Source organism: Afipia sp. GW823-FHT06G09 (assembly GCF_058794875.1).
Window position 1 is genome coordinate 266,229 of the sequence record NZ_JBXAHF010000002.1, and the last position, 25,921, is coordinate 292,149.

The 25,921-nt window shown below is 54.2% G+C and carries 24 protein-coding genes; 8 read left to right on the plus strand and 16 right to left on the minus strand.

Annotated features, from left to right (window positions below; genetic code table 11):
- Nucleotides 1–30: 30 nt before the first annotated feature.
- On the plus strand, nucleotides 31–1,590 hold the full coding sequence (locus tag AC1Q67_RS08885; RefSeq protein ID WP_492235682.1) for an oleate hydratase: 1,560 nt from the start codon (nucleotides 31–33) through the stop codon (nucleotides 1,588–1,590).
- 250 nt (nucleotides 1,591–1,840) lie between these two features.
- Nucleotides 1,841–3,172: a type II restriction enzyme NmeDI-related protein gene (locus AC1Q67_RS08890; protein WP_492234403.1), complete on the plus strand. Its 1,332-nt coding sequence runs from the start codon at nucleotides 1,841–1,843 to the stop codon at nucleotides 3,170–3,172.
- Nucleotides 3,173–3,255: 83 nt separating this feature from the next.
- On the opposite strand, the gene AC1Q67_RS08895 is transcribed toward AC1Q67_RS08890, so the two are convergent.
- The 9 genes from AC1Q67_RS08895 to AC1Q67_RS08935 all read right to left on the minus strand — a co-directional run bounded on the left by AC1Q67_RS08895 (nucleotide 3,256) and on the right by AC1Q67_RS08935 (nucleotide 13,920).
- Nucleotides 3,256–3,711 (minus strand): four-helix bundle copper-binding protein, encoded by a 456-nt coding sequence (locus AC1Q67_RS08895; RefSeq protein WP_492238146.1) that lies wholly within the window; start codon nucleotides 3,709–3,711, stop codon nucleotides 3,256–3,258.
- Nucleotides 3,712–3,843: 132 nt separating this feature from the next.
- The gene (locus tag AC1Q67_RS08900; RefSeq protein ID WP_492234402.1) at nucleotides 3,844–4,623 is read right to left on the minus strand and encodes a copper resistance protein B; all 780 of its coding nucleotides are present in this window, start codon (nucleotides 4,621–4,623) and stop codon (nucleotides 3,844–3,846) included.
- Nucleotides 4,624–4,632: 9 nt separating this feature from the next.
- Nucleotides 4,633–6,633: a copper resistance system multicopper oxidase gene (locus tag AC1Q67_RS08905; RefSeq protein WP_492234401.1), complete on the minus strand. Its 2,001-nt coding sequence runs from the start codon at nucleotides 6,631–6,633 to the stop codon at nucleotides 4,633–4,635.
- 551 nt (nucleotides 6,634–7,184) lie between these two features.
- Nucleotides 7,185–7,961 (minus strand): cytochrome c3 family protein, encoded by a 777-nt coding sequence (locus AC1Q67_RS08910; protein ID WP_492234400.1) that lies wholly within the window; start codon nucleotides 7,959–7,961, stop codon nucleotides 7,185–7,187.
- A complete protein-coding gene (locus AC1Q67_RS08915) occupies nucleotides 7,958–8,659 on the minus strand; it encodes an iron reductase (RefSeq protein ID WP_492234399.1) in 702 nt (233 codons plus the stop codon). The genes AC1Q67_RS08910 and AC1Q67_RS08915 overlap by 4 nt, the downstream gene beginning before the upstream one ends.
- 1 nt (nucleotide 8,660) lies before the next feature.
- Nucleotides 8,661–10,358 (minus strand): 2Fe-2S iron-sulfur cluster-binding protein, encoded by a 1,698-nt coding sequence (locus tag AC1Q67_RS08920; protein ID WP_492235680.1) that lies wholly within the window; start codon nucleotides 10,356–10,358, stop codon nucleotides 8,661–8,663.
- A 463-nt stretch (nucleotides 10,359–10,821) separates the two neighbouring features.
- Nucleotides 10,822–11,508, minus strand: coding sequence for a Spy/CpxP family protein refolding chaperone (locus tag AC1Q67_RS08925; protein WP_492234398.1), 687 nt, complete (start codon nucleotides 11,506–11,508; stop codon nucleotides 10,822–10,824).
- A gap of 650 nt (nucleotides 11,509–12,158) precedes the next feature.
- On the minus strand, nucleotides 12,159–12,572 hold the full coding sequence (locus AC1Q67_RS08930) for a DUF1622 domain-containing protein (RefSeq protein WP_492234397.1): 414 nt from the start codon (nucleotides 12,570–12,572) through the stop codon (nucleotides 12,159–12,161).
- 157 nt (nucleotides 12,573–12,729) lie between these two features.
- Complete coding sequence (locus AC1Q67_RS08935) at nucleotides 12,730–13,920, minus strand: OpgC domain-containing protein (protein ID WP_492234396.1); 1,191 nt, start codon at nucleotides 13,918–13,920, stop codon at nucleotides 12,730–12,732.
- Nucleotides 13,921–14,290: 370 nt separating this feature from the next.
- Here AC1Q67_RS08935 and AC1Q67_RS08940 point away from each other — a divergent pair, with 370 nt between their 5' ends.
- The 4 genes from AC1Q67_RS08940 to AC1Q67_RS08955 all read left to right on the plus strand — a co-directional run bounded on the left by AC1Q67_RS08940 (nucleotide 14,291) and on the right by AC1Q67_RS08955 (nucleotide 18,193).
- Nucleotides 14,291–15,550, plus strand: a complete 1,260-nt coding sequence (locus AC1Q67_RS08940) for a Glu/Leu/Phe/Val family dehydrogenase (protein WP_492234395.1) — start codon at nucleotides 14,291–14,293, stop codon at nucleotides 15,548–15,550.
- A gap of 90 nt (nucleotides 15,551–15,640) precedes the next feature.
- Nucleotides 15,641–16,486, plus strand: coding sequence for a universal stress protein (locus tag AC1Q67_RS08945; RefSeq protein ID WP_492234394.1), 846 nt, complete (start codon nucleotides 15,641–15,643; stop codon nucleotides 16,484–16,486).
- A 208-nt stretch (nucleotides 16,487–16,694) separates the two neighbouring features.
- Complete coding sequence (locus AC1Q67_RS08950; RefSeq protein ID WP_235097951.1) at nucleotides 16,695–17,072, plus strand: copper-binding protein; 378 nt, start codon at nucleotides 16,695–16,697, stop codon at nucleotides 17,070–17,072.
- 869 nt (nucleotides 17,073–17,941) lie between these two features.
- Entirely contained in the window at nucleotides 17,942–18,193 is a 252-nt protein-coding gene (locus tag AC1Q67_RS08955) for a hypothetical protein (RefSeq protein WP_235097950.1), read from the plus strand.
- A 139-nt stretch (nucleotides 18,194–18,332) separates the two neighbouring features.
- Here AC1Q67_RS08955 and AC1Q67_RS08960 read toward each other — a convergent pair whose 3' ends face one another.
- From AC1Q67_RS08960 to AC1Q67_RS08985, 6 genes are all read right to left on the minus strand, one after another.
- The gene (locus tag AC1Q67_RS08960; RefSeq protein WP_492234393.1) at nucleotides 18,333–18,821 is read right to left on the minus strand and encodes a DUF411 domain-containing protein; all 489 of its coding nucleotides are present in this window, start codon (nucleotides 18,819–18,821) and stop codon (nucleotides 18,333–18,335) included.
- Nucleotides 18,822–18,919: 98 nt separating this feature from the next.
- Nucleotides 18,920–19,219 carry a copper-binding protein gene (locus tag AC1Q67_RS08965; protein ID WP_235097944.1) on the minus strand — a complete coding sequence of 100 codons (300 nt, stop codon included), beginning with the start codon at nucleotides 19,217–19,219 and terminating at the stop codon, nucleotides 18,920–18,922.
- Nucleotides 19,220–19,246: 27 nt separating this feature from the next.
- On the minus strand, nucleotides 19,247–20,317 hold the full coding sequence (locus AC1Q67_RS08970) for a lipid II:glycine glycyltransferase FemX (RefSeq protein WP_492234392.1): 1,071 nt from the start codon (nucleotides 20,315–20,317) through the stop codon (nucleotides 19,247–19,249).
- A 16-nt stretch (nucleotides 20,318–20,333) separates the two neighbouring features.
- Nucleotides 20,334–20,819 (minus strand): cupredoxin domain-containing protein, encoded by a 486-nt coding sequence (locus AC1Q67_RS08975; RefSeq protein WP_492234391.1) that lies wholly within the window; start codon nucleotides 20,817–20,819, stop codon nucleotides 20,334–20,336.
- 12 nt (nucleotides 20,820–20,831) lie between these two features.
- On the minus strand, nucleotides 20,832–22,223 hold the full coding sequence (locus AC1Q67_RS08980) for a multicopper oxidase family protein (protein ID WP_492234390.1): 1,392 nt from the start codon (nucleotides 22,221–22,223) through the stop codon (nucleotides 20,832–20,834).
- A 13-nt stretch (nucleotides 22,224–22,236) separates the two neighbouring features.
- Complete coding sequence (locus AC1Q67_RS08985; RefSeq protein WP_492235679.1) at nucleotides 22,237–23,712, minus strand: TolC family protein; 1,476 nt, start codon at nucleotides 23,710–23,712, stop codon at nucleotides 22,237–22,239.
- Between the two features lie 570 nt (nucleotides 23,713–24,282).
- Here AC1Q67_RS08985 and AC1Q67_RS08990 point away from each other — a divergent pair.
- Both AC1Q67_RS08990 and AC1Q67_RS08995 read left to right on the plus strand, forming a co-directional pair.
- Nucleotides 24,283–24,525: a hypothetical protein gene (locus tag AC1Q67_RS08990; protein ID WP_492234389.1), complete on the plus strand. Its 243-nt coding sequence runs from the start codon at nucleotides 24,283–24,285 to the stop codon at nucleotides 24,523–24,525.
- Nucleotides 24,526–25,135: 610 nt separating this feature from the next.
- The gene (locus AC1Q67_RS08995) at nucleotides 25,136–25,411 is read left to right on the plus strand and encodes a hypothetical protein (RefSeq protein WP_492234388.1); all 276 of its coding nucleotides are present in this window, start codon (nucleotides 25,136–25,138) and stop codon (nucleotides 25,409–25,411) included.
- 200 nt (nucleotides 25,412–25,611) lie between these two features.
- Here the strand turns inward: AC1Q67_RS08995 and AC1Q67_RS09000 are convergent, their stop codons facing one another.
- The gene (locus tag AC1Q67_RS09000; protein ID WP_492234387.1) at nucleotides 25,612–25,878 is read right to left on the minus strand and encodes a helix-turn-helix transcriptional regulator; all 267 of its coding nucleotides are present in this window, start codon (nucleotides 25,876–25,878) and stop codon (nucleotides 25,612–25,614) included.
- Nucleotides 25,879–25,921 lie beyond the last annotated feature (43 nt).

Genomic DNA, 25,921 nt, shown 5'->3' on the forward strand with positions numbered 1-25,921 from the left:
AATATAAAATTCGGCAAAGATGGGGCTTTTATGAAAGCATATTTCATCGGCAGTGGCGTCGGATCGCTCGCGGGAGCGGCCTTCTTAATCCGCGACGGCGGGGTCGACGGGCGGAATATCATAATTTACGAAGAGTTGCCGACGCTTGGCGGGAGTTTGGACGGCACTCAACTTGCCGACGGTTCATATTCGCTACGCGGTGGCCGCATGCTAACAACAGATCACTATGAATGCACGTGGGACCTTCTATCGAGCATTCCCTCCCTAGAGCATCCAAGCCAGTCAGTCCGCGATGAAACCGTGGCATTCAATCTCCAGCATAAATCACATTCACGGGCTCGCCTCGTCGATCGTAACCGCTTCAAAGTGGATGTGTCGACGATGGGGTTCACAATGCGCGACCGGATGGAATTAGTTAGACTGTCTGAAGCTTCGGAGGAAAAACTCGGCAAGAGCCGAATCACAGACTGGCTGTCTCCATCATTCTTTCAAACAAACTTCTGGTATATGTGGCAAACGACTTTCGCTTTTCAGCCTTGGCACAGTGCCGTCGAACTGAAGCGCTATCTTCATCGCTTCATGAACGAGTTTCCACGTATCGAAACGCTCGGCGGCGTGAAGCGAACTGTTTACAATCAATACGATGCAATCGTCCGTCCCTTGATGACTTGGTTGGAAAAGCAGGATGTCCAGTTCGTTCGGAACACGCGGGTGACCGATATGAGATTTGAAGAAGATGGCGACAAAATCTCTGTAAAGCACCTTGTTCTGGATCAGAATGGAAACGACACAATCGTTTTTCTCGATGACGATGACCTTGCATTCTTCCAGAATGGTTCGATGACAGATGCATCGAGTCTCGGTTCAATGACAAGGCCTCCGGGACAACTGACCAAGGCCGATAGCCGCGGATGGGAGTTGTGGGAGAAGATCGCTGCGAGGCGACCGGAGTTCGGCAATCCCACCGCATTTAACACCTCAATTCCAGAGTCCTATTGGGCATCTTTCACGGTCACATGTCGTGATCGAACATTCTTCGACCAGATGGAAGCATTTTCTGGCAACCCCGCAGGAACAGGCGGACTCGTCACCTTCAAGGATTCGAACTGGCTGATGTCGATAGTTCTCTATCATCAGCCGCACTTCATCGGACAGCCACAAGATGTTCAGGTGTTTTGGGGCTATGCGCTGCATCCTGACCGGGTCGGGGATTTCGTTGCCAAGCCTATGTCGGAATGCGGTGGCGCCGAGATTCTTCACGAGTTGTGTGGCCACCTAAACTTCAGCAGGACGGTATTCGAAAAGTCCACCTGCATTCCCTGCCGGATGCCATATATCACAAGCATGTTTATGCCACGGAGCAGCTCTGATCGGCCACTCCCGGTCCCCTCGAACTCCAAGAATCTTGCCTTTATTAGCCAGTTTGTTGAGATTCCGGATGACGTTGTGTTTACTGTTGAATACTCAGTCCGGGCAGCACAGACCGCAGTTTACGAGCTTCTGAAAATTAGGCGCCCCGTCCCTCCCATCACCCGACACGATAAGTCGATTAGCGTTCTCATTGACACGCTAGAAAAAGCCTTCGCCTGAGAAATGCTGATCACGCGCGAATTGAATCACTCGGATAGGCGGCCGGGTGTGGTCTAGATCCACCGCTATCGGATAAGGCCTCCGAGGAAAGAATTGGCTTTTGATGCTTATTTCGTGGTCCTTGGATGATCTTCCGAGATATGGCCGTTTCGCGGATCACAACCTCCAGCTATATTTCGTGCAATTGGCTGAGGGATTCGGCGAACAACTGCATCGGTCAGCGGGTTGTGAACAGAAAGGACTTTAGTAGGTGGATGAGATATGGATCGGAGAACTCATACGGCACTGGAGGGACGACGAGGGTGGGACCTACCGGAACTGGTTCCTGTGGGAGGAAAGGATCAAGAATTTCCGGTCCATCCGGCGCGGGCTACAGGAGGTCATCACGGAAATCAAGGCCGACACCTTCGGTAACGCCTATAGGGGATCCTCCCTGGAGACGGTGCTCGATTCGATCGCCGAGCAGCGGCAAGTGTTCAAAGGTGCCAATCACGCGTTTATGTGGAAGCCAAAACTACGTATTCCAGACATCTATGAGAGCCGTCCAAACCAGATTGCCTTCGGTCGTTTCCTCGACACCTGCCTTTGCTGCGATACCGAGCAGCACGTACTCGACGCAATCCGGACTTTAGAGCAGGTGGCAATAAAAGGCCTCGGGCCGGCTGCTGCTAACCTGCTGTATTTTTTGCATCCGACGATCATGCCCCCGTTCAACACAGCTATCATTAGAGGCTACAACGCGCTGACAAATGCCGGCGTCAAACTTGGCCGGTGGGATCAATATCTGGGGATGCGAAAAGGGATCCTGACGCTGAACTCCCAACATCGGAGCCTGCTGTCAAATGATTTAGGAGCGGCCGCTGCGTTCCTGTTCGATTTAGGTACGGAACGTTATCCGCTACCGCCGCAGGCGATGAACGGCTCGCTCGATGCATGGAAAGCAATTCTCGAGCAGGTCCGCGCCGAATCCGCTGCGGCAACGACAACTATCGCTCGCGACGCCGACCACACTCACACCGAAATCCAGGGATGGCTCCGGGATCTTGGAATGGCACTGGGCTATAGCGTATGGATCGCCTCGAATGATTCCTCCCGATCCTACCGTAACGGCCGGCTTAGCGACGGCTGCCTTGTGCAGTTGCCCGACAATATTGCATATGCAATGCAAGGCGATACCATCAAACTAATCGACGTTCTTTGGATCGATACCCAGGGACATGTCGCAGCGGCCTTTGAGGTCGAGCATACGACCAGCATCTACTCCGGCATCTTGAGAATGCTGGACCTCGCGCTCGGCATAGAAGGCGGCGCCGCGCATCACCTTTTTCTCGTCGCCCCTGATAATCGGCAAGGCGAGGTCCGGACGCAATTTGGCCGACCTGCGTTCTCCCGCGTGTCTGAATTAAATTTACGGTATCTTCCTTACAGCGAACTTCGAAATCATCGAGAATCGATTGCCCGCTTCGGCGAAGGCCTAAAGGGCTTGCTTGCCATCAGCAGACCGATCACTTCCGTTTCGTCATCCACCAAAATTCCAAGCGCCGGAATGCATGGATGTGGGTCGTCCGAAGTGCCGACTTGAAGGCCACAGCCCCGCTCGCCACGATGAATATCGGCAGTTAGGCGATCACTGCAGCCCGACGCCTTCTCGCAAAGACTATCAACTCACAGCTTCACGTTGATCATTCCACGACAATGCTGGGCGCACTCGCGACACGTCGCAGCACAGCGCGCCATCCGGTCGTCACCAGCAAACAATTCGCAATCCTTAGCGCAAGCCTCACATAGCTGAGCACATGCTCCGCATATGACACCGTGTTGCGGAGAAAAGCGAAGCAAGGAATTAGCTGTGGTTTGACACATCTCCGCACAATCGAGCAGGAGAGCCATATGTGCTGCGGCAACATGACCTTCTCCCTTTTCGGTACAGTACCTTGCAGTCTCGAGGCACATACGATGGGATCTTAGGCACTCTTCTATGCAGCTCTCCCGCGTCATGGCACCTGGAGTCATTCCAGGCATCGCAGAATGATCTGGTCCGTGAGCCGAAACGGGCCCCACGGCGAGACTGACTGCGGCAAGAACCGCAGACGATCCGAGAAGCTGACGACGGTCCATCATGTTATCTACCTTCGTTCGAACTGCTTGATACGGCGTCGAGATTTTGAACCTAATCAGCCAGCAAATCCCGCGAACGCTTAATGTTCAAGGTGCCTCTAGAAGAACGTTTAAACTCAATCCACTTGGAATTTCTCACCAGAGAAGGCGTACTCCGCCTACGAAATTCACGCTTGAGACTGCCTTCAGGTTGCGCTCCGCAATAGCCGCCGTCTCGCTTAGCTTACGATCCCAACTCACGCCGACATACGGCGAGACATTGCGTGTAATGTCGTATCGGAGCCGAGCGCCGAGTTCGAAATCGGTAATACCGCTGCCGAGCTCCAACTCTGGAACCGACTGTAGCTGCCATCTTACGTCGATACGCGGCTGTAGGATAAGTCGGTTCGTTATCAAAAGATCATAAAACCCAGTGAATGATGCAGATAACTCGCCCTTTTGGCTAACATACGCGTCCGCATCGATTTCGAACACGCCCGGCGCCAAGCCCTCAATGCCAATTACCGCATAAGTACGCGACGGGTTCGGCGAGACATCATGACGAACGCCAACCTGTAGATCAAAGAAGTAACTGATCATGCGCGAGTAGAGCGCCTGAAATCGAGCCTCCTCAAACTTCTGCTTTCTGCCATCATAAGCACCTTCTGATTTAAAGAAGAACTTATCGTAGTCATTGCCGACAAAGGCTTCCATATCCCAGCGGGCAGAGTTACCGGCGCCCAAACCCGCCCATTCCAATTTGTCGAAACGGACACCGCCGAACAGGGCCTGATCTGGAAAGTTCGACCCGGGCAAACTGCGAAGCCCGGAATATGGAATGTCCAGGGATGGGCTCGAAACCGTCTGAGCGGTGGCGAGACCCGCCCGTGCGAAAGAAGCGGCGAGACAGAGGCTGAACAGCAGGACCCGATTCATGGCCGCCTCCTAATGGGTCGACGCAGTCCGGCGCACCACGTTGACCTGGCGCATCATGCCTGTCTCCATGTGGTAGAGCAGATGGCAGTGAAAGGCCCATGGTCCTTCCGCATCTGCCGGTATGTCGACATCCAGCGTGGTACCGGGCTTGATGTTGACCGTATGTTTCATGGGATTGCGTGCCCCGTTTCCAACTTCCGGAAGCATCCACGTACCATGGATATGCATTGGATGATTCATCATGGTCTCATTGATGAAACGGAATCGAGCGCGCTCGCCGAAACGCAAGGTAATAGGTTCAGCTTCGCTGAATTTGCGCCCGTTGATCGACCAGAAATATCGCTGCATGTTCCCGGTCAGCCGGATTTCGATGATCCGGTCAAAGCGCCTGTAGGGATAAGGTTTGAGCGGCTTCAGGTCGCGGTAGGAAAGAACTCTTGTGCCGGGGGGCGCTCCGGTGTCGTGAGTGATCGGATCGGGCATCGCCTGCTGACCCATCTCACCAACGCTTGGCATATCCTCTCCCCCTTGCTCAGGCGCCGGCGTTATCGGAACTGCTGAAGGAGTGGAGTTGCCGGGCTTGCCTTTCGATTGATCAGCCATGCTAGGCATGCTGCCGTGACCTCCGCTTTGCATCTGCGCAAAGGCCACCCTTTCGTCGGCCGGTGCCCCACTCATCCCCGGCATTCTCTCATGCTTCATTCCCGGCATGCTTGGACTAGAAGAAGGCCTTTTCGTCTTTCGCTTCTCCTCCTGCCCTACGCTGCCGCGCTTCATGGGCATGACGCTTTTTCCCGTCATAGGCGCATCACCCATCCTTGGCATGCCGCCAGTGCCGTTCTCCATTTCCATGGGAATCTGCGGTGCTACATGACCCAGCATGTCCTGTTCCGGATGAACCGTGCCACGATCAATACCCGTCGGCCCAGGATTCATCGCCATTTCGGACATGGACACGAGCCGTCGAGCGCGATGAACCGGTAATTGTCCAATCATCCCCAGTCGCGGCGCCAAGGTCGCGCGAGCAAAGCCGGTCCGGTCCATCGACTCCGCTACAATTGTATAGGCGCGATCTTCCTTTGGTTGCACAATGACATCGAAAGTCTCTGCGACTGCGATACGGAATTCATCGACCTGCACCGGTGACACGTTGTTGCCGTCGGCCTGCACGACCGTCATCTTGAGCCCTGGAATGCGAACATCGAAGTACGTCGACGTCGCCGCATTGATAAAACGCAAACGTACCCGCTCGCCCGGACGGGCCAAGGCAGTGTAATTCCGCTCCGGCGATTGACCATTCACCAAGAACGTGTAGCCCGACACATCCGCGATATCAGTCGGGTCCATCCGCATGAGTCCCCACGTCGCGCGATCATTAATGATCGCTCGGCGCGCTTCCTCATCGGGGGCTTGGCTGAGCTCCTGTATCAACCCGACCAGGGTACGGCGGTTAAAATTATACCAGCTACTATCCTGTTTGAGATTCCTGATAATGCGTTTCGGATCCTCATCCGTCCAGTCTGAGAGCATGATCACATAGTCGCGGTCATAACTAAATGGCTCACGCTCGCGCGGCTCAACAATGAGAGGGGCGTACATCCCGAGTTGCTCTTGCTCGCCCGAGGAGTGACTATGAAACCAATAGGTACCGGCCTGCCGAACCTTAAACCGATAAGTAAAGATCTCACCTGGCTTGATACCATCCCCGTATCCCGGTGAAATTCCCGGCACACCGTCCATTTCGGGTGGCACGATCAAACCGTGCCAATGGATCGACGCATTCTCATCAAGTTTGTTGGTGACATTGATCTCAGCGTCTTCCCCTTCCCTGAGCCTTAAAATTGGTCCTGGAAGTTGGCCATTGATGAGCATGCCAACGCGCTCGCGTCCCGTTACATTTACAACATGACGCTCGATCACGATGTCATGTGTTTCGGCGACCGCCGATCCGCTGCTTGCGGGGATACAGGCAATCACTGCACACCAAGCAGCGCTCCATATCTTGTGCATGCCAACACCATTTTGGACGCATCTAATCGAGGCAACCATGGTGCCTGACCAGAGTCAGCGTCGCGTACAAGCGACTGGCAAGTTAGGCTTCCGTTGATTTAAAAAACTGATCTACGTTAAAGATTGCTGCGATCTCGCAAGCTTGATGTTTTCGCGCAACAGTAAGCAGCGCGGTTGTACCCTTGTGCAGGAATTTCTTTTGGTGCTCTCGATCACTGCGTGCCGTTCTCCGTGCTGTGATGGCAAGCTGTTATGAGAACTGCTTAGTGCCACCGGCGACATCGACCGACCGCCACCCAGGATATCGCAGATCACCTCGGCGTCACGGTTGAAACAATTCCGCATACATTGGGTTCGAGACTGTAGGCTAGATTGAACCATTAGTCCCGGTCCAACCCAACTAAGGAATCGAGCTACGCTCACACGTTTTGTTTCCTAGAATGCAGGCTTTCACGTATCGGAGGGCGTTCGTTCATTAGACGAGATCGGCGAAGCCAAAATCAAATGGTGTCGGACCAAATCTGACCATGCTCGTCATAAGGCATGTTTTCTCAGTGGTGTTTAAACCAGCCGACGCCTTTGATATTGTTGAACGAGTCTGTACGATGGCATTCGAAACACTGGTTTACTTGAGCATGCTCCCGACCGGTAATACCCCGGTCCATCATCTGGAAATGCATCATGTAGTGACTCGGCGGTGCTTGATGGCACTGCGCGCAGTCTTTCGAAGTCGGCGATGGGTGCAAGAATGGGGAAATCCGCCAAGTCGCGGTCGCATGACAGTTCGCGCAGTCCCGCCCAAACAGCTCCCGATGCGGATCACGGTTGCTGTGGCAGCCTGCGCAGTCGAGTTGCGACTTCTCAATCGGCTCCGAGGCGGGTAGCCCCAAGAGCTCTTTCAAATCGTCCACCATCTGGCGCGGAACGTTCGGATGTCCTGTGTCGCCATAGGCAGCATGTGAACCGATCCGAACGAGAGAGGTGTGAGCCATTTTTATCGGCCGCGCTGCACCGGTGTGCTCTACATGGCAACCAGTGCAGTTCTGGGCGTTTGCGTGAAATGCGGTCGACTGCTTGGCCAGGTCGGTAGCAGCCGTGGTATGACAGTTGATACAGGCAGTTGCCTCAACACCGCGGGTCGGCGTGTGACAAGATTCGCATTTCTCAGCAAGAAACGAGTGCTTTGCGGAAAGCGGCCCAGGCTGGAACGAGGCCTGCCAGCCTGGAAACGATATCGATCCCTTTTTGTAGAGAGTTCCAATAGCCGCTACGCTAATTACCAGCGCCAGCGTGATCAGCACTGTATAGAATGCGCCGAGCTTCTTCACGATAGCCACCGCAATCCATAATAGATCTCGCCCGCCACGTGAAGCGACAATAGGAAATACATCACGATCGCCGCCACAACATGCGCGACGATCCACGGCGTAAAGATGCGCTTCACCCCTTCGCGCGATCCGATAGCATATTCCAGATCGGCTATGCCGTCGACGAGTTGCAGGATCGGCACTTCAAGCAAGGTCGATGCGCTAGGGAGCGGGCTGTTTCCCGCCGCGCTACGGTTTGCCAAGGCGGCTGCCGTGCGGTCGTATGCGGACCTTAGCGTTGCCAACCGCGCTTGCTCCTCGCGCAGCTCCGCTGCGGTCTCAGGCAGGTGGTATCTGCCCACGAGCCCTGTTACCACCACCACCAGTATGCTGATCACCAGTGCGACACCAAGCGCACTCTGGTACTTGTGGCCAGTGTGCAGGATAGCAAGAAAAGCTCCGAACACGCCCGCATAAACGTGAAATGCGAGAAGAGCGCGCATCGATATCAGCCGGTTGATCAGTGACCTCAGCCCAAGACTGCGCTTGGCAAGCGGATAAATGAGTAGGGAGACCATCAAGGTTGCGGCGATGGTACCAAGCGCAAATCCGGCCAGGCTTCCGGCAAATCGTTGCGATGAATGAAGGACGAACGCAGGAACCAAAAAAAGCAACATGGTGAGCACGAGCCCAACGATAGCGCGCTCTGCCCCGCTCATGTCAGGCCTCGACGACTAGGTTATCGATCGACTTCGCTTGGCACGCCAAGATGAGGCCACGAGCCTTGTCATCGGTCGTCAAGGCCTCTTCAACCTCCATCGTTACCTTGCCTTCAAGAAGCTGGGTCTTGCATACCCCGCAAATGCCGGCGCGGCAGGAATAGTCGATCGGCACACCAACGGATTCCGCAACCTCGAGTACGCTCTTGTCGGGTGGGAGCGGCGCCACCTTGTTCGATTTTGAGAAGCGTATCGAGGCGGTTGCTGGACCAATAGCCGGTACATTCGCCTCAGACGGAGCGATTGCGGCGCCGGTAGATCTGGCCTCGCTTACCACGGTGAAACCGGGTGGTGGCACGGCTCCGAGGGCCGGTCCGAACGCCTCTGTCTTGATCTGTTCTGCCGGAACTCCAATCTCGGCAAGGAGCTTCTTCATCGCCTGCATCATACCCGGCGGGCCGCACAGATGGATGCGACGCTTCACCAAGTCGGGAACGGACTGTGTAAGAAACTCCCGGCTAATCTGTCCTTCGGCCCCCATCCAAGACGTACCAGCGGCCCGCGCCATTGTGGCCGCCACATGCAGATGACGCATGCGGCGCTGGCGAAATTCCAGCTCGCTGCGAAAGATGAAGTGCTCGGTCGTCTGAGCGCCGTAGATGAGGAATATCTCTCCAGGCCACGCCGTATCGTCGAGATAGCGAATGGCCGCCATGAGGGGGGTGATACCGACCCCCCCGCCGATGAGCACCACGCCCTCGGATTCTTTACCTGTAAACGTGAATGCGCCGGAGGGTCCCATTACGTCCACCAAGTCGCCCTCGGAGATCTCCTGGTGCATGTAGTCCGAGAAAATCCCTTTGTCCTCACGCTTGATGGTGGTCTCGACATAAGCGGTCTGAGCGGCCGATGATGCAATCGTATAGGACCGTTTCAGCACCTTGCCGTCGATCTCGGCGGAGTAGGTGAGAAATTGGCCTGGTTCGAAACTGAAGGGAATCGGCCCACCGCCTGGATCCCTCAGCCTGAACGTCTTGACGTTGGGAGTTTCATCGAAGATAGCAACAACGCGCAATTTCCCTTTCCAGAGCCCCGGACCCGTACGGCCAGCTTGACCAGCCGGACCAATCGCTACGACAGAGGGTGGCAGCCCGGTCACCGGCGCGGGTGAAACCATCGGATCTGCGACACCAAGCGTCCCGCCAGGGGATGACCGTGCCGACGGGGTGACCGCCGCCGGGCCAAGCGCTGCGGCAGGCGTGCCACCGACCAGACGATCCACGAGCGCATTCGCGCGGCGCATGCGCATCAGATAAATAGCAACCATGGCAACCGCGAAGGTTGCCACCAATGCCATTGTGATCAAATGAAACCAGGAGAAACCGAGCGGCCCGACCACTTCTTGATCGTGCCGATCAGATACGAGGCTCATCTGACTTTTGAACCAATCCAATGCGATTTGCTGGGGCGGCGCCCCTTCAGCGAGTGATCGCAGCGTCGTCGTTCCACTCTTGACCTGATTCAATGCGTCCCGGAGGCGTGATGCGGCTTGCTCGCCGCCAGCGGTGTCGCCAGCCGCATTAGCGTGACGCAGTTCGTCCTGCGCACGCGCGATCTCATCCGTACCTGAACTGATCCAACCACGTGCCTGCGCCTCGATGCTTTGACGCTGCTCGTCGGTCAGCGACGGGAGAGCCATCAGGGATGGGTAAAACTCCTTACGCCCGCCGCCCATGCAGCCGCCGCCCATACAGCCGCCCGCCATCATTTCGCTCATGGCGCCGCCCCCGCCCGAACTCATTCCCCCTGCGGCCGGCGCAGCGCTCGGCGTGTTTGCGGGTGCGCCCTTTTGATTTGTTGGCGGCTCTATATTGGGGGAGATCGGACTCGCCCCAGCATTGGGATGATGCTCGGAGTGACCATCTGGCGCCTGAGCCATAACCCAGCGGCTTTGAGCGGTCGCGCGCACTTCAGGGATGAAGGTATCAGACGTGAGCAGCAGACGGATTCCAACTGATATCTGGCTTTCTTGCAAACGACCAGCGTTTGCTGCCCGGCCCTCGATAAGACCGAAAACAGCAAGCGCAACAATTCCTACGATTGTTCGTTGCAGCGGATTTTCCAACGTCGCATATCTCATGTGCGTTGTGAGCACCGAGAAATCAGAATGCCCCGATCAGCGGCAAAAGTATCGTATCTGAAGTACGCCTCTGCTCCTCGCTCAGCGCCGCGTACAGGCGGTTGTATGCTGCACGCGAGGATTTGACCGCCTCAAGCCGTTCTGCCAGGTGTTTTTCGTAGGCTTCGAGACGCTCGGCCGAGGTCATTTTCTTATCGGAAGCCACAAGTTGCTGCGCCTGGACAAGGTGCGAGCGCGCGGATCGCAGTGCATCCGCCAGCGCATTCCAGTCACCAACCTGCTTATCCGAGATCTGTAGTTCTGCTTTCAAAAAAGCGATCCGTCCTTCGGTTCGATCAGTAATATCGGTTGATGCTGCGGCCCCTGCAGTGCCTGACATTCCGCACATCTGTCGCATCATCCGTTCCATCATCATGCCGCCGGGTTGGTTCGTTGAACCCGAACCCATTTTATCCTGATCCTTTTGCGGCATTTCCATCTTATCGTCGTCCATCATGCGTCCCATCTTCGGAGACTGACCGCTCGGCGTCCCCATACTAGGATCGGCCTTTTTCGAAGAGTCCGGCTGCATGGATTTCATGTCATCCATAGCAACGATGAAGCGACTAGGTGACTGTTGCCCAGCAACTGATACGCTTTGTGGATACCCGAAAGCGGCGATGATTGCGCTTGCGGCTGCAATAGCGGGCAGCTTGACAGATTTCTTCATCGGAATCTCCTCGATCACTGCGCTCGACAAATGCCGAGTTGGCCGTCGTAATCTTCAAGAGTCCTTGTAAGCCTGAAATTCCCTTCGTAAATTGACCCAGGTTAAGTTTTATAAATACAGCACTCGCTCAGCATCTGGCGACTTCGAGCATGTCCGAGAAATTGGGGCCCCGAGCTGAAATTATATAAAATGATGATCGATAATCAGACCAGCGATCCGGAATACCGCTGCGGGCGTGGAGGAGTTTACGGAAGCCATTTACTGGATCTTCCTCAACTCTTGCCTCCAAGCGATTTCAGATCTGTAGAACGCCAACGTCGTGAAGTGGTTACATCCGATGCGGATGGACCAACATATAATTTCGTCTGTACTTACGACGAGTGTTCAAGGTTTGCTTGGAAAAGCCTCCGCCATCGTGCCGGGCTGTCGAACGCCCTCTTTGGATCATCCAATGACGAAAGGCGAGTGCGAATCGATCAACAGGATGACCGAGACACTTGAACAATTTCGAAAGCAGCGTGACTCGTGCCGGAAAGGACTTTGACCTGATCTATCAGCTTTCCTCTGAACGACTCGATCGTGTCACGCCTTGCCTTTATGCGACCGAGAAGAGGCAGAATTAGTTTTCAATTCGTTTGAACTTACCGCGTTCACAAGACATCTTTTTCCCCATTCTGAGCGTCTGCCCTATATCGGCGCCAAGGCCATTGGCCTTCGATCTCGATCTGCAAAGAAAAGCTCAAGAACGTTCGAATGACGATAATCAACCCAAGAATCCCCAGTCTTTCGAACGTTGGCACGATCGCCACCATGCCTATGATGTCAGCCGCGATGAGGAACTCAAGGCCCAACAGGATACCGCGCCCAAGATTGGCGCGATACGAGCGGAACGCTCCATTCCATTCGCCTCGATAGGTCTGAATAACCGACCAACCGCTCGCAGCAATCACGCCGAGAACAATGACCGTCACACCGAGCATCTCGATGCCGAATGCCATCCAGTGGAGCACGTGAAGCACCGCCGCTCGCGCCTCAATGCTGAGAACCATTTCGGAAGTCATCATGCTTCCATTCTCCCTTCGCACTGATTCTCACGCAGTTCCACCGATACTGCATGAGACACGAGTCGTCATATAAGCAAAAACTTAGACTTCTGCACCGACTCAGGTTTGTTCCGCCAGCACCTTCGGCTTTCCGTAGATGCCGCTAATAACCTTCGATCTAGCTTGTTCGATCAGCGCCCCTCAACCCGGGAAAGCGGCTTTCGCGAGCAGCCCCGTCCATACGCACCGATAACAGCTTGTCGACCTGTTTCGACCATGACCGATAGTAGGCTACGCCTGTCATGATCGACAGTCCGGCGACACCGACAAACAATTGGGCCAGAATTCCATTCGAGATTGTGTCGAGTACCAAGTGCGCCGCGAAGGAGAGAAAAACCCCAAGACAAAATACTGCAAGAGATTGTTGGCCGCACTTGATCAATGGACGAAACACCGGCCAGTTGAGACCTGACCAGTCACTGGGCATAAAGCGGACGACAAGCAAGGTTAAACTAGCCAAGTGCAGCATTCTGTAAGGGGCGAGGTTCGTCTTATCATTGGGGACGAATACCTCCATCACCATAGCAGGAAACATCTTCTGCAACTCTGGAATCCGCTCTGACAAAGTCAGCAGAAGGGCAAAGACTAAAAATCCAACGCTTAGGAGTAGTGCCAGCCGAGACTGGATCACAAATCGAAGCGTATGGGCGCCTCCCAATACAAGCCAAGCGCCCAGGACGAAGGCCAACTGCCACGTGAGCGGGTTGAAATACCAAACGCCCGCTGGGTAAGCGTGAAGATTCCACTGAAAATATCGCGCAGCCACATAAAGCAGTACAGAGCCAATCATAACCAAGTTTCGCCATCGCAGCATAAGCCAGAGGACTGGTGGAAATAGTCCCATCAATACGATGTAAAGAGGCAGCACATCTAAATTAAGTGGCTTGAGCCTCAATATCAGCCCCTGGCTAAGAGTTTCAACCGGATACTCCATTAGACGGGCAACATTGAATTGATCCATCAGATGGGGAACGTCAAAATTATGTGCCACGTAGTGAATCGACGTCACGTAGAAGACAAAGAGCAATATGTGCGCGACATAGATCTGCCAAACGCGTCGCATCAATCTTGTGGCGCCTATGACGAACCCATGCGCCACCATCATTCGACCGAAGACCAACGTTGCTGTGTAACCCGATATGAACACAAACAGGTCGGCTCCATCGCTGAAGCCATAATTCCGCGTCGTGAACCATGAGAGAATCGTGCCGGATATGTGCCCCAAAAAGATCGCCCAATTGGCAAGTCCTCGGAATAAATCGAGGCGAACATCGCGCTGTGTAGTTGGGAAAATGGCGTCAACTTGCATCTATCGGTCCGAGATAGTTACTGGCGAATCATCGCCTCACCGTACACTTGGTCGAGGAAATCGCACGCTCTACAGGACGCGTCGGCCCGAAAACGTTTGACCTCGACACCACATTGGATGGCACGCCATCCGCTTATGATAGATACCAGCCGCACTCAATGTCATCGAGTTAGTCATGGTATCTGGGATATCGAGCGCGATCCCGAACAAGAGCAAGAGCCATTCATAGAATTCTGCATTGAATTGATCCAAGGTTACAGCGCCAATTATACAAAGCACAATAATCGTGATACCGGGAAATCTTCTAAAGTCATTTCGCGGAAGTTAAAGACCACAAGACAAGCAGCCGACGCGTAAGGGATGAAGACGAATGACGATCTATAGCGGTCCTGTTTTCGATATGGCGTCGCAACAATTCAACGTTATAGCCGATCATCTGTCGATCCCTATCAACGAGCGCGATCGTCTGTTGATGCCCAAGCGTGCTATCACGATCTCTTGCCCGATCCATCGTGACGACGGGACCACCGCGGTGTTTGAGGGTTATCGCGTCCAGCATCACTTGACGTTGGGCCCAACGAAGGGCGGCACCCGCTTTGCGGGCAGTGTTGATCTCGGCGAGGTCGCTGCGCTTGCGATCTGGATGAGTTGGAAATGCGCGCTCGTCGGCCTTCCGTATGGTGGCGCGAAGGGTGGGATCGGCGTCGATCCGGCCAGCCTTTCAAAGCGTGAACTAGAATCTCTATCGCGCCGCTATATGCAGGAGATGATTCCGTTCGTCGGACCTCACACCGACATTATGGCGCCCGATATGGGGACGAACGAGCAAGTGATGGCGTGGTTCATGGATACATATTCCATGTACCACGGCCGCACGGTGACGGAGATCGTAACCGGCAAGCCGGTTAGTGCTGGCGGTACGCTCGGGCGTCGGGAAGCGACGGGCCGTGGCGTCGCATATCTCGCCAGGCGGGTAATGAGCGATCTATCGATCAACTTGAGTGATGCTACGGCTGTTATTCAGGGTTTCGGTAACGTCGGCTCAATTGCTGCGCTGGAACTAAGCAACATGGGCGTCAGGATCATCGCCGTAAGCGATCACACTGGTGCCCTGTATAGGGCGGCAGGTCTCGATGTGCCCGATTTGATAAAGCACGTCTCCGCACATGGGAATCTGGCCGATTACTCGAACGAACTTTCGTACGATCCGGCGAACATTTTGACGCTGCCGTGCGACGTTTTAGTGCCGGCTGCGATAGAGCGCGTTATCGACGCGAGGGCTGCCGACGAACTGCGGTGCAGAATTGTAGCAGAAGGAGCCAATGGACCGACTACACCGGAAGCCGATCTGGTGCTGGAGAGGCGTCAAAAAGAGATATTTCTGATACCTGACATCCTTTGCAATTCGGGCGGAGTGATTGTGAGTTATTTTGAATGGGTACAAGACCTGCAACAATTATTCTGGGAAGAAGATGAGGTTATGCAGCGCGAATTTCAGATCCTTGATCGTGCTTTCGATCAAATGACGTTGCGCGCCAAGCGGGATAGAATCTTCAATCGAACAGCTGCCATGTCGATAGGTGTGGAACGTGTACGTGCCGCGAAAAATATGCGTGGACTGTTTCCATAACGAGTGCTGGAAGATCAAGTCATAGCCTTGAGGAAGATCAACATCTATATCCGATTGCCGTCTTAAATATTTTAGATATGGAGAGGCACCATGGCGATTAAGGACATTCTGTTACCACTCGTAACTTATCCGAAGCCAACGGGGACTGCCGCGATCGAAAAAAGTGTCGCAATCGGCAAATACATTGGAGCTCGCATCTCCGCCATCGAAATGATTGTCAAGCCCGCAACTCCGTATGCGGAGACGTTTATTCTGAATGATCTCTCCACGGTAGAGGCGACGGAATCCCAAAAGCTCCTCCATCTTGCGGAAGAAATGTTGCAAGCATTTGAAAAAGCCGCTCGTTCCTCGCAGATAGCGCATGAGCAAAGATTGGTGCGTTGCACTACAGAGGATGTGACCTCTGTTCTGATCGAAAGCGCGCGTCTCAGGGATCTGACGCTAGTTGCAATCAGGGCATATGATGGCCCTCAGGAGAAATTTATCGAAGCGCTAATATTTGAATCCGGACGACCGATTTTGATTTTCTCGGAGGAGTTGGCGGACTCATTGCCTAGTTCGTTTGATCATGTTGCGATTGCTTGGGACCATAGTCAGCATGCAGCGAGAGCTGTAGCTGATGCGCTCCCTTTGCTTCAAAATGCCAAGATCATTCACGTCTTTGCTGTGACAGACAATAGAACCGCCGCAGAGTTGGAGTCCGGCGCGGCCTTAACAAGACATCTTGCTGAGCATGGCATCAAAGCGACGTTTGAAACGATAAAAAGCGGTGATAGCTCCGTTGGAACGGTGATAGATGCCTACGTAAAGACTAACAATGTCGATCTCCTAGTAATGGGAGCTTATGGTCGCTCTCGGCTAAGGGAGTTTATTTGGGGTGGCGCAACATACACGATACTCGGGCAACCGCCGTGCTGGGTGATGATGTCGCACTAGGATCGACCCAACTCACAACCTCAGTAGTGACGCTAAGGGACGGTCACGGCGCATGACTCACTTTTCGAGCATAGAACATGCCAAAATAATAATGCGCAATATTAACCCAAATCAATTTTGGGAAAATTTCGAAAATGTAAAGAGGATACTGATGTCGAAAAGAGACCTAGGGTAGAACAGTGCATCCCTAAGTCTGCGGGGAGATGCGATGCTTAAGGTATTGGTTTGCGCATTATTGGCGGGCCTGTTTATGACCGCTACTCTTCCGGCTTTCGCATCGATGACCGGCGTTGAATGGCTTACGCGCATGGAGCAGATGCAAGCAACAAACGGACTTCCACCGTCGCGCCACGTTCGAACGCAGGGAACAGTGGAGGCGCTTGACGCTGGTCCGGGGACGGTCAATATTTTTCATCCCGAGATGCGAAGCCCCGATGGCAGCATATGGATGCCGGCCATGTATATGGTCTTCCATGTTACCTCTCGTAAACTGCTCAACGGATTGAAACCTGGCGATCATATTCATTTCATCGTAGGTCGACACCGTGGCGCTGTGATGATCACCCACATCGACAAAATTCCCTGACAGATGCTATTCGGTAGCTGTCGCAGGGACTTTACCCAATTGAGCGCGCACCGCCTCAGAAAAATTCACCCACTGAGTCATCATCGGCTCCAACATAGGCCGTTGGTAAAGCGCTGTCCTAGTTTACCTAGAATGTTGTTGTGCCGGATGAGAGCCACGATGTTGGTTCAGCTACTTAACGAGGTCTGAACCCACCGGAGCCCTCCGGCTGGTCGAACAATGCGGCTAGACTGCCGCTGACCTTAGGTTCAATCTTCAGATGGTGTCGGCGATCTAACGATTCTCGTGAGACACTCTCCGGAAATGACTCTGGCGTCGCGACGAGCCTAGTGGCTTCAGCTTGGCATACTCCTCAAGCGACTTCACTATGTAGCGCGGTTATCGTGTTAGCTGAGGACAATCAGCTCCGTCACGGCTGCTTTACGGATCTCGGCCGGATTTACGCCGAAGATCAGAAGAAATTACACAGGATGGCTCCGCTTCGTCGTCACGCCGGCCGACTCGATTGTCCAAATAGCGTGTATTTTTAACGCACCACGAATCCGATCTATGCAATCACCAAACAGGCTGCGGTAAGTACTTCTTCATCCTAATATAGGCGCAGACAATCTCTGACTCCTAGGTGCAACATCGGGAAAAAATTCAAAGTAATTGGCTTGTCTGAAAGCAAGTGAACCCGCGATTTACTGACTCGTATCTCCACAAATGTCGGCCTACTACGCGTCTACGCTATGTTGTTAAAATTTCTTGCTTAAATACTAGGCACAAATTTGGTCGCTTACGTCCGACCAAACATTAACTTCGATCAATATATCGCTCGAGATTTTCAGCTTTCATATCGACATTCGATGCATACACGGAGAAGTTCGATGATCACGCGGAAGATGGTTGCTATCGCAGTTGCAGTTCAGTTCATGGCGGTTCCCGCCATGGCGCAGACCGCATCTGACACAGGAAATGCGCATCACTATCAAGGAGGATCAAAAACGGGAGTGCCTCACTCGACGACGCATCCAAAGTCCCCGTCTAAAAAGACTGGTGTGAACACCGGGACTGGTGGTCATCACTATGAAGGCGGTCCCAAAACGGAGGTGCCTCACCACATGGGTGACAAAAAATAGCAACGCGCGGCGCTGGGAAGACGGCAAATGTTCCTGCGAGTTGATTTGAATGAATCGCAAAACGTTTGTCGTCAGCCTGTCTGCTCCTCGGACACCCGCGCCGGCACCATCTGCTCCTTAAGTGTCGCCCTCAGGCACCTCAACTAGCGGCCTTCGTACCAACAAACTGCATGAATGGTTGCTGCCCGGTCGCTCCGAAAATGACCACTTCGTACTTCTGAGGCGCGCCGCCCTCCATTCCAGGTGATCCGATGGGCATTCCGGGAACTGCCAACCCGACAGCTTTGGGTCGCTTCGCTAATAATTGCAGTACAGCAGCGACGGGGACATGCCCCTCCAGAACGTATCCGCCCACCTCAGCGGTATGACAAGCGGTCAGTTCAGGCGGCACCCCCAGACGCTTCCGAACAATGTTGGGGCTTGTCGTTTCATCAACTTTAACCGCGAAACCGGCTTCCTTGAGATGGCGAACCCAACCCGTGCAGCAATCACAATTTGGATCCTTAAACACCGAAACCACGGCTCTATCGGCAGCAGCAGCACCTAGCGGAAACGCCACCAGTGCAGCAGTCAATCTGAGGGTACCTCGCCGCGTGAAAAGGCGTTGATATTTTCCCAAGTTATTCATGCGTAATCCTGTCTGCTATTGTCAAAGAGACTTAATCATTACCGATACGATCGCATTCGATTATTTGTGCGTCGATCGGAATCGTTCCGATCTCTCCTTTACTTGGATTTTTGAAGGGTGATGACGGTGATCTGTCCATTGACCCGGTCAGCATCGAACTTGACCTTGTCCCCCACCTTGACGGTCTTCAGCATCGCAGGATCCTGAACCCGGAACACCATCGTCATCCCTTCATCCATATCTAGCTTCTTGATGGGACCGTGCTTCAACGTGATTTTTCCGGCAGCCTCATCGATCTTCACGACCGAGCCTTCAACGGGAGCTGTTTGAGCCTCCGCAACGAAGCTCATAAATCCGATCGAAAGTCCGGCGGCGATAGCCAGAAGTTCTTTACGCATGTGTTTTTCCTTTCAGTTGGTTGACCGTTATAGGGAAGGTTTTCTTTCACGCTGCCAGCGCTGCATCCTGTTGCGCACATCGCGCAGGGAAAACAGCCCTCCAACGACCAAACGCGCGACAAAATCAGGACAGAAGTGAAATTCTTGGACGGCAAGCAGACTGCCGCGCTTGCCAGCGAGGCCCTTTTTGAACTGCCTGATTCCCGGATCGCCGGGACCGCCAAGTTCGTACCAGCGCACCGCGGAATGCTCGTGTAACCAGCGAATGACGTGCCACTGCAATACGTAGCCGGCATTCAGCTCGACGGCCTTATTGCTGCTCGCGCCGAAGACATAATAGGCAAGATCACCCACGATACTGAATGCAACACCGCCGATGGCCTTCCCTTCATGGTCAGCTAAGGCGACCTGCATGTTCATTCGCTCCGGAAGCCCCACGAGATCAGGGATGAATGCAGGGAGATCGACTCCGGGGTAGTTCAGATTTTTGCGAAGAACCATCTCGCCGTAGATGGCCTGGAATGTCTTAATAGTGTTCGGATCAGTGGCGATGCGAATATCAAGATCGTTTCCCAATCCCTTTTGTAGGTTATAGCGCCATGTCTTTCCCAAGCTCTTTCGTTGTTCGGATTCATCGATGGACACGTCTACGAAATAGCGGTCGAGCATGGTCGTTGAATTGCCGGTTAGGCCTAGTTCTTGCAGCTCCTTCGCCTCTTGCGGATAAAAATCGGGATGCGGACGAGGCCGCACAATGAGATATAGCTTTCGCTTGCCGCCGTACTCTTCAATTAGAGCGCGAATAACGTCTTTGTAAGTGTCACTTATTTCGGAATCTGGCCTACGCCAGAAAGGCCCGAACCGAACTAATGCCAAGCCACGCTTGAGACCAGGAACAAGATAGAGGCCGACCCGAGCGCCTCCAACCGATACACCGTCACGTTTTAATAGAATATGGCTCGAACGTTCTCCTCGTTGCCCGGCACTATAGATTGCGGTCTGCTCATAATGCGTGTCAGAAAACATGCTCATTTCAGTGTGCCAGACGTCATCAGGCACACTGTCGAGAATACCTTCCATTCGATAGCGCGCCTTCATGACAGAGTTGTCCACTTCACTTTACGACAACCGTGCCGACCATGCCGGACTCGCGATGTCCAGGAATCAGGCACGCAAATTCGAACTGACCTGGCTTGCTAAACTTCCAAACGATCTCGCTGCTCTTCTTCGGATCAATCCGCTTGGCGTTTGGGTCATCGTGCTCCATATCCGGATTCTTCTTCATTACCTCGGCATGTTTGAGATTGTCCGCAGTGCTTGCCAGCACGAACTCATGTTCAAGGTCGCCGTTATTCTTGAGGACGAACTTAATCTGCTCGTCAGCACGAACCTCGATACGGTCTGGGATGAACTGCATTTTGCCGTCCGACTCTCGCATGACGACCTGCACGATCCGGGCGGGCTTTTTGGAGTCTCCAGGTTCGCCCGCCGAGTAGCCCGCGTCGTGGCTATGACCTGGTTCACCTACACCTGCGTTGGCTGAAATCGTTGCAGCACCTATCAATGCCAATGCTGCCGCGTAAACTTCAGGTTTTCTCATTTGGTTCTCCCGTTAATGGTTGCTCATGTGGCTGCCCTTTGTGCCTGGCTTGACCACATTGATTTCGACATTTGGTTTGTTTGATGAAGGTGCTTCTGTCTTTCGCGCCGGAGCAGCGGACGGATTTTCGACCTCGTAGGCCACCGTTCCGTCCGGATTCTTGTAAGGACCTGGATCCTTGTAATCGCCGGGGGCGATCCCATCGCGCACCTTCACCGTCGTGAACATACCGCCCATCTCAAGGGGCCCGAACTGGCCGAAGCCGGTCATCATGGGAATAGTATTGTCAGGCAACGGCATTTCCATCTCACCCATGTCCGCCATGCCGGCACTACCCATTGCCATGTAATCGGGTGCGAGCTTGCGGATGGGTTTGACGAGATCGCGGCTTCGGGCACCAATAAAATTCCGAATATTGTGCCCCATGGCGTTCATCGTGTGATGTGACTTGTGGCAATGCAGCGCCCAATCGCCTTCCGCATCGGCTACAAATTCGTAAGCGCGCATGGCGCCGACCGGAATATCGATGGTGACTTCCGGCCAACGCGCTTCTGGCCGAACCCATCCGCCATCCGTACACGTCACCTCAAAATCGTAACCATGCATATGTATCGGATGATTGGTCATGGTGAGATTACCAACGCGAACCCGCACGCGTTCGTTCTTGCGCACAACCAGCGGATCGATGCCGGGGAAGATCCGTGTGTTGAAGGTCCACATGTTGAAATTCAGCATCTCCGCGACCTTTGGCAAATATGTCCCGGGATCGATGTCGTACGCGCTAAGCAGGAAGACAAAGTCGCGATCTACCCGCATGAATGTCGGATCCTTGGGGTGAACGACAAAGAACCCCATCATGCCCATTGCCATTTGCACCATTTCATCAGCATGTGGGTGGTACATAAAAGTGCCGCTCTTCTTCAGAACGAACTCGTAGACGAAGGTCTTACCGGGCTTGATATGCGGTTGGGTCAGGCCACCGACGCCGTCCATCCCGTTCGGGAGCAGCATTCCGTGCCAGTGAACTGTCGTGTGTTCAGGCAGTTTGTTGGTGACGAAAATGCGGACCTTATCGCCTTCGACCGCTTCAATCGTAGGTCCCGGCGACTGGCCATTATAGCCCCATAGGTGTGCTTTCATTCCAGGCGCCATCTCACGGACCACGGGTTCAGCGACAAGATGGAACTCCTTCCAGTCACCGTTCATGCGCCAAGGCAAGGTCCAACCGTTTAGCGTCACGACCGGCTGATAATCCGGCCCCGTTGTCGGGTGTAAAGGCGGTTGCATCGTATTGGTGGTGGTGACCGCCGCTTCCGGAATGTTTGCCGCTTGCACACGTCCGCTAATTGCAGTTGCACTGGCAAGGACCGCAGCACTTCCGAGTAAACCTCTCCTTGAAATCATGTCAGTGCTCCTTTCAATCGCCTGCCGCACCGGATGTACTGGTGGTTGCAAACGCGACCTCGGCTGGACCGGATAAACCGCCGCCGACGACGGCTGTTGTGAGGTTGGTGCTGGCAAGCCAGAATTCTCGCCGCATCGCGATCGCCGCCAAATTCACGGTGATGCGCTGTCGTGCTTCAAGCAGCAAATCGAAAACATCGATGAGCATGCCGTTGTAACGAAGCTGGGCCTCTTCGGAGATGATCTTCCGCAGCGGCAGAACCTCCCGCGTGTAGTGGTTCGCGACGTCATATGTCGACCGGTAGTTTTGATAGGCGGCGCGTGCTTCCGAACGGACGTTGACAGCCCGTTGCAGCAACCGATTGACGGACCCCATGTAAGTCGCCTCGGCTTCGCGCACGCGCACTTCACCGAAATCGAAGATTGGAATTTCAAACGCGACATCAAAGCCGCGATCCTTGGTACGCTGGCCTGTTGCCTTGTCCCTAGTGATTTTATCGGCGTAGCCGGCATCCAGGACATTGATGAATCGTGTCGCCTGGGTGAGACCATATGCCTTGGCGAGCGCGTCAACCTCCATCCGTGAAATTTGCAAATCGACGCGGCGCCGAACGGCTTCGGCCTCAATGTTGGCCAGCGCCTGCACGCGCTTGGGCAGCGGCGGAAGTGTGTTCGGAAGCCTAAACTCGAGATCGCTTCCCCACACACCCATCGCGCGGATCAGAGCTTCGCGAGCGGACGCCTCGCCCGATTTTGCGGTAGCACGCTGTACGGCCAGTTCGGCGTAGAACGCCTGCTCACGTGCCTGATCGAGTTTGTTCATGGCGCCAGTTTCGCCGAGCCTCGTCGCAAGCTTGGCGGATGTTTCGGCCGCACCTACCGCCTGGGTCAAGAACTCACTGAGCTCGCGCGCGGCAACCGCTTGATAGTATGCGCGGCGTGTGTCGGCTGCTATACGCAACGTCTCCCAGACCGCGCGCAATTGCGCTTGCCTGAATTTTTCCGCTGCGATCTCAGATCTTGCCGGCAGGGTCGCTAGTGCCAGCACGCTAACGATGATCTGGCGATCGATCTCCACTTCCGCTGAACCCGCGATGCGCGACAGCGAAATGGACGGGTTTGGCGGCAGGCTCTCGCCCACCATGACCGCTTCCGCAAAAGCCAGATCGTTGAACGCCGCCTGCAATCCGCGATTGTTCAGCAGCGCAATCTGGACCGCCGCATCGGCCGTCAAACTCCTCGCCAGAAGCTTGTCAACAACGGCGCGCGATGACGCCACATCGTCTGCCGTCTTCAGTGCGACGACGTCCCTGTTCATCTCCTGACGTGCGACGTCCGATACGAAGCTCATCCCACCGTCGGTGGAGAACTGTGCGCAGCCGGATGTGAGAGCGGCCAGTCCGACGATCAGAATCAATCGGATCCGAACACTTAGAAGTGGGATGATCAGCGGAGCGAGCGTTGCTTGGGAAGCTCTGAAAATGTCCATGTTGCCGCTCCTACTGGCTCGACTTAGGCGCGGAGCGCTGGTTTTGTTCGACCCAAGGTCCCGGCGAGACCGGGCGCATGCTCGTGTAGGAACTGAACCGAGATCGATAGACAATGCCCGAAACCTTGGCGCTTGGATCTACCGGGTCGGCTCGGACCAACGGAACATCCGGCGGCACACATCCCCCAAGCGCAATAGCGACGACCGCCATTCCCGTAAGAATGTTAAATTTTCTTTGAACGAATCCGATCACTACCGAATGAACGGCAGCAGTCTTCGCCCCAAACTGCGAAGGCATGACATTTTCCTGAACTGCTGATGAGCCATAGATACAAGCGTCCTTAAAGGACGTTGCATCACATCATTTAAGTGATGTCAGGAAATAGGGGGGCGGTAGAGCATGGGAGGAGTACTGTCTGCGATGCTCCGATAATTCTCGGAGGAGCAGATGGAGGTCGGGACAGAAGGGTCTACGATATCGACGATGGTTGCAGGCAGTGCACTCAGACACACCATCCCGCAGCATTGAACGTTCGGAGCGTTGTGCTCTCCATGGGCCGGAGATGGCTCTTGCACATTTACCGCGGCCTGTACATCGCCATGGCCGCCCTGAAACGCGGATTTCCCATACATTGCCGAATGGGCATCCGCGTATCCGTCCGTGTGGATATGCTGACCAACACTGACATCGTGGACATGGACAATGCCGACGACATGGCCTTCCTCAATCAGGCAAGGCGCAGCCCGCCCACCGTTGCTGAACGCAAAGGAAATGCCGGGAGCCAGAACGCAGAACATATAAGCGATGGCTAACAGCCAGCCGGCCTTCAATCGCTTTGCCTTGGTCAAGCATAGTAACATTGAGCACTTATTTCCCGCCGCAAATCTAGCGTTCTAGAACTTTAACCGCAAAAACAGTCTTCGCCAAGTCGGGAAATCCGGTTTCTATCAAGTTCCCGCAATTCATTTCGCCAGTATCTTCAAGGCAGGGACGCCAGTTTAGCTTTACAAAGGTGGCCAACGGAAATTGGCGCAGCGTCTTGAAGGCGTGAACATTAGTTTTTTAGATCTGCCATTGCTCCCACTCTCCCATTATCCAGTGAATAGAGAGCCGCCGTCGTCAAATGGCCGCTTAAGTCCGCTGCACGGCTGGTAAGACCTTCTAGCAAAAGCCCCGTAAACAGCCCGTCCCGACTCCCCTCATCGACCTAGCCTTCGCAGGGACAGATTGTAAGGATCGTGACACCGGTGCGTATAACGAAAACCTGACCTTGGGAACCCATCTGAGAAACTTCAGCGACGAAGCCAGAATGGCAACTGTCGAAGATGATGTCATAGCTGGTTTAGACAGCGAAAGAGCGATCAATCACTTCGAATCGGAGCCACTGAACCTAACAATGGGTTACTTCGCATTCGATTGCTCTTGACCATTCTTAGCGACGTAATCCTTCGAAGCCGCAATCTGATTCCTAATATCGGTCGCCATGACATTCGCGATCTGAGCCTCATCGGCCCCGCTCCAAAACTGCGAAGAAGACGACAAAAAGAAGCACGCTGCCAAAGTGAAAAGCCGAAAGAAAATCGTGAAAACGTCACCAATAAAGAAACGCTACCCCGCGAAGGCTGCAAAGGCCAAAAACCAAGACACGTAAGAAGTCGCCACGATACTGATTCCGGATCGACCACTTCCTCGGACTGATTTGTCACCTACGATCGGAGATTTCTCACCTGCCGCCGCGAACAAATTGCGACGCACGCTTGCTCTTTCTCCACTAATCTCGCGGTTCCGAGTCCACGCTCCTGTTCAACCAAGAAGACCGGTCGCTTCGGCACTGAACGGCGAAACACACGTCGGTCTCGCTCTTTCGCTCTGCGGCGTTCGAGGAAAGCTCGGCTTGATCAAGAGCCGCGCTTCATCACCACTCCCTCGCCGCTCGCCTTACTCGCGAAGACGAAGCGGATATTGAATTCATCCTCCAGCTTTTCACGAATAGCTTTGTGCATGGCAAGTCTACGCGGGTTTGTGGGCTCGGCATCATCGGCCTCGATGCGAATGATCGTTTTGCGCGCGACTCCAAGAGCTTCTGCAAACTCTGTCTGATCGAGTCCAAGCAGGCCGCGCGCGGCGCGTATCATGCGCGATGTCGGAATCTTATCAGTAGCCAACTCGCTTCCCCGATGTTCGAATCGTTATGGAAGGTTAACTATA

Coding starts and splice junctions, on each gene's coding strand:
- AC1Q67_RS08920 (WP_492235680.1), bottom strand. CDS start 10,358: ATGGCTCTCCCGTCGCTGACCGACGAGCAGCGTCAAAGCATCGAGGCG.
- AC1Q67_RS08945 (WP_492234394.1), top strand. CDS start 15,641: ATGGCGATTAAGGACATTCTGTTACCACTCGTAACTTATCCGAAGCCA.
- AC1Q67_RS08980 (WP_492234390.1), bottom strand. CDS start 22,223: ATGATTTCAAGGAGAGGTTTACTCGGAAGTGCTGCGGTCCTTGCCAGT.
- AC1Q67_RS08905 (WP_492234401.1), bottom strand. CDS start 6,633: ATGCACAAGATATGGAGCGCTGCTTGGTGTGCAGTGATTGCCTGTATC.
- AC1Q67_RS08955 (WP_235097950.1), top strand. CDS start 17,942: ATGATCACGCGGAAGATGGTTGCTATCGCAGTTGCAGTTCAGTTCATG.
- AC1Q67_RS08950 (WP_235097951.1), top strand. CDS start 16,695: ATGCTTAAGGTATTGGTTTGCGCATTATTGGCGGGCCTGTTTATGACC.
- AC1Q67_RS08985 (WP_492235679.1), bottom strand. CDS start 23,712: ATGGACATTTTCAGAGCTTCCCAAGCAACGCTCGCTCCGCTGATCATC.
- AC1Q67_RS08965 (WP_235097944.1), bottom strand. CDS start 19,219: ATGCGTAAAGAACTTCTGGCTATCGCCGCCGGACTTTCGATCGGATTT.
- AC1Q67_RS08915 (WP_492234399.1), bottom strand. CDS start 8,659: ATGAGCGGGGCAGAGCGCGCTATCGTTGGGCTCGTGCTCACCATGTTG.
- AC1Q67_RS08970 (WP_492234392.1), bottom strand. CDS start 20,317: ATGAAGGCGCGCTATCGAATGGAAGGTATTCTCGACAGTGTGCCTGAT.
- AC1Q67_RS08900 (WP_492234402.1), bottom strand. CDS start 4,623: ATGAATCGGGTCCTGCTGTTCAGCCTCTGTCTCGCCGCTTCTTTCGCA.
- AC1Q67_RS08925 (WP_492234398.1), bottom strand. CDS start 11,508: ATGAAGAAATCTGTCAAGCTGCCCGCTATTGCAGCCGCAAGCGCAATC.
- AC1Q67_RS08940 (WP_492234395.1), top strand. CDS start 14,291: ATGACGATCTATAGCGGTCCTGTTTTCGATATGGCGTCGCAACAATTC.
- AC1Q67_RS08895 (WP_492238146.1), bottom strand. CDS start 3,711: ATGATGGACCGTCGTCAGCTTCTCGGATCGTCTGCGGTTCTTGCCGCA.
- AC1Q67_RS08930 (WP_492234397.1), bottom strand. CDS start 12,572: ATGATGACTTCCGAAATGGTTCTCAGCATTGAGGCGCGAGCGGCGGTG.
- AC1Q67_RS08975 (WP_492234391.1), bottom strand. CDS start 20,819: ATGAGAAAACCTGAAGTTTACGCGGCAGCATTGGCATTGATAGGTGCT.
- AC1Q67_RS08885 (WP_492235682.1), top strand. CDS start 31: ATGAAAGCATATTTCATCGGCAGTGGCGTCGGATCGCTCGCGGGAGCG.
- AC1Q67_RS08935 (WP_492234396.1), bottom strand. CDS start 13,920: ATGCAAGTTGACGCCATTTTCCCAACTACACAGCGCGATGTTCGCCTC.
- AC1Q67_RS08960 (WP_492234393.1), bottom strand. CDS start 18,821: ATGAATAACTTGGGAAAATATCAACGCCTTTTCACGCGGCGAGGTACC.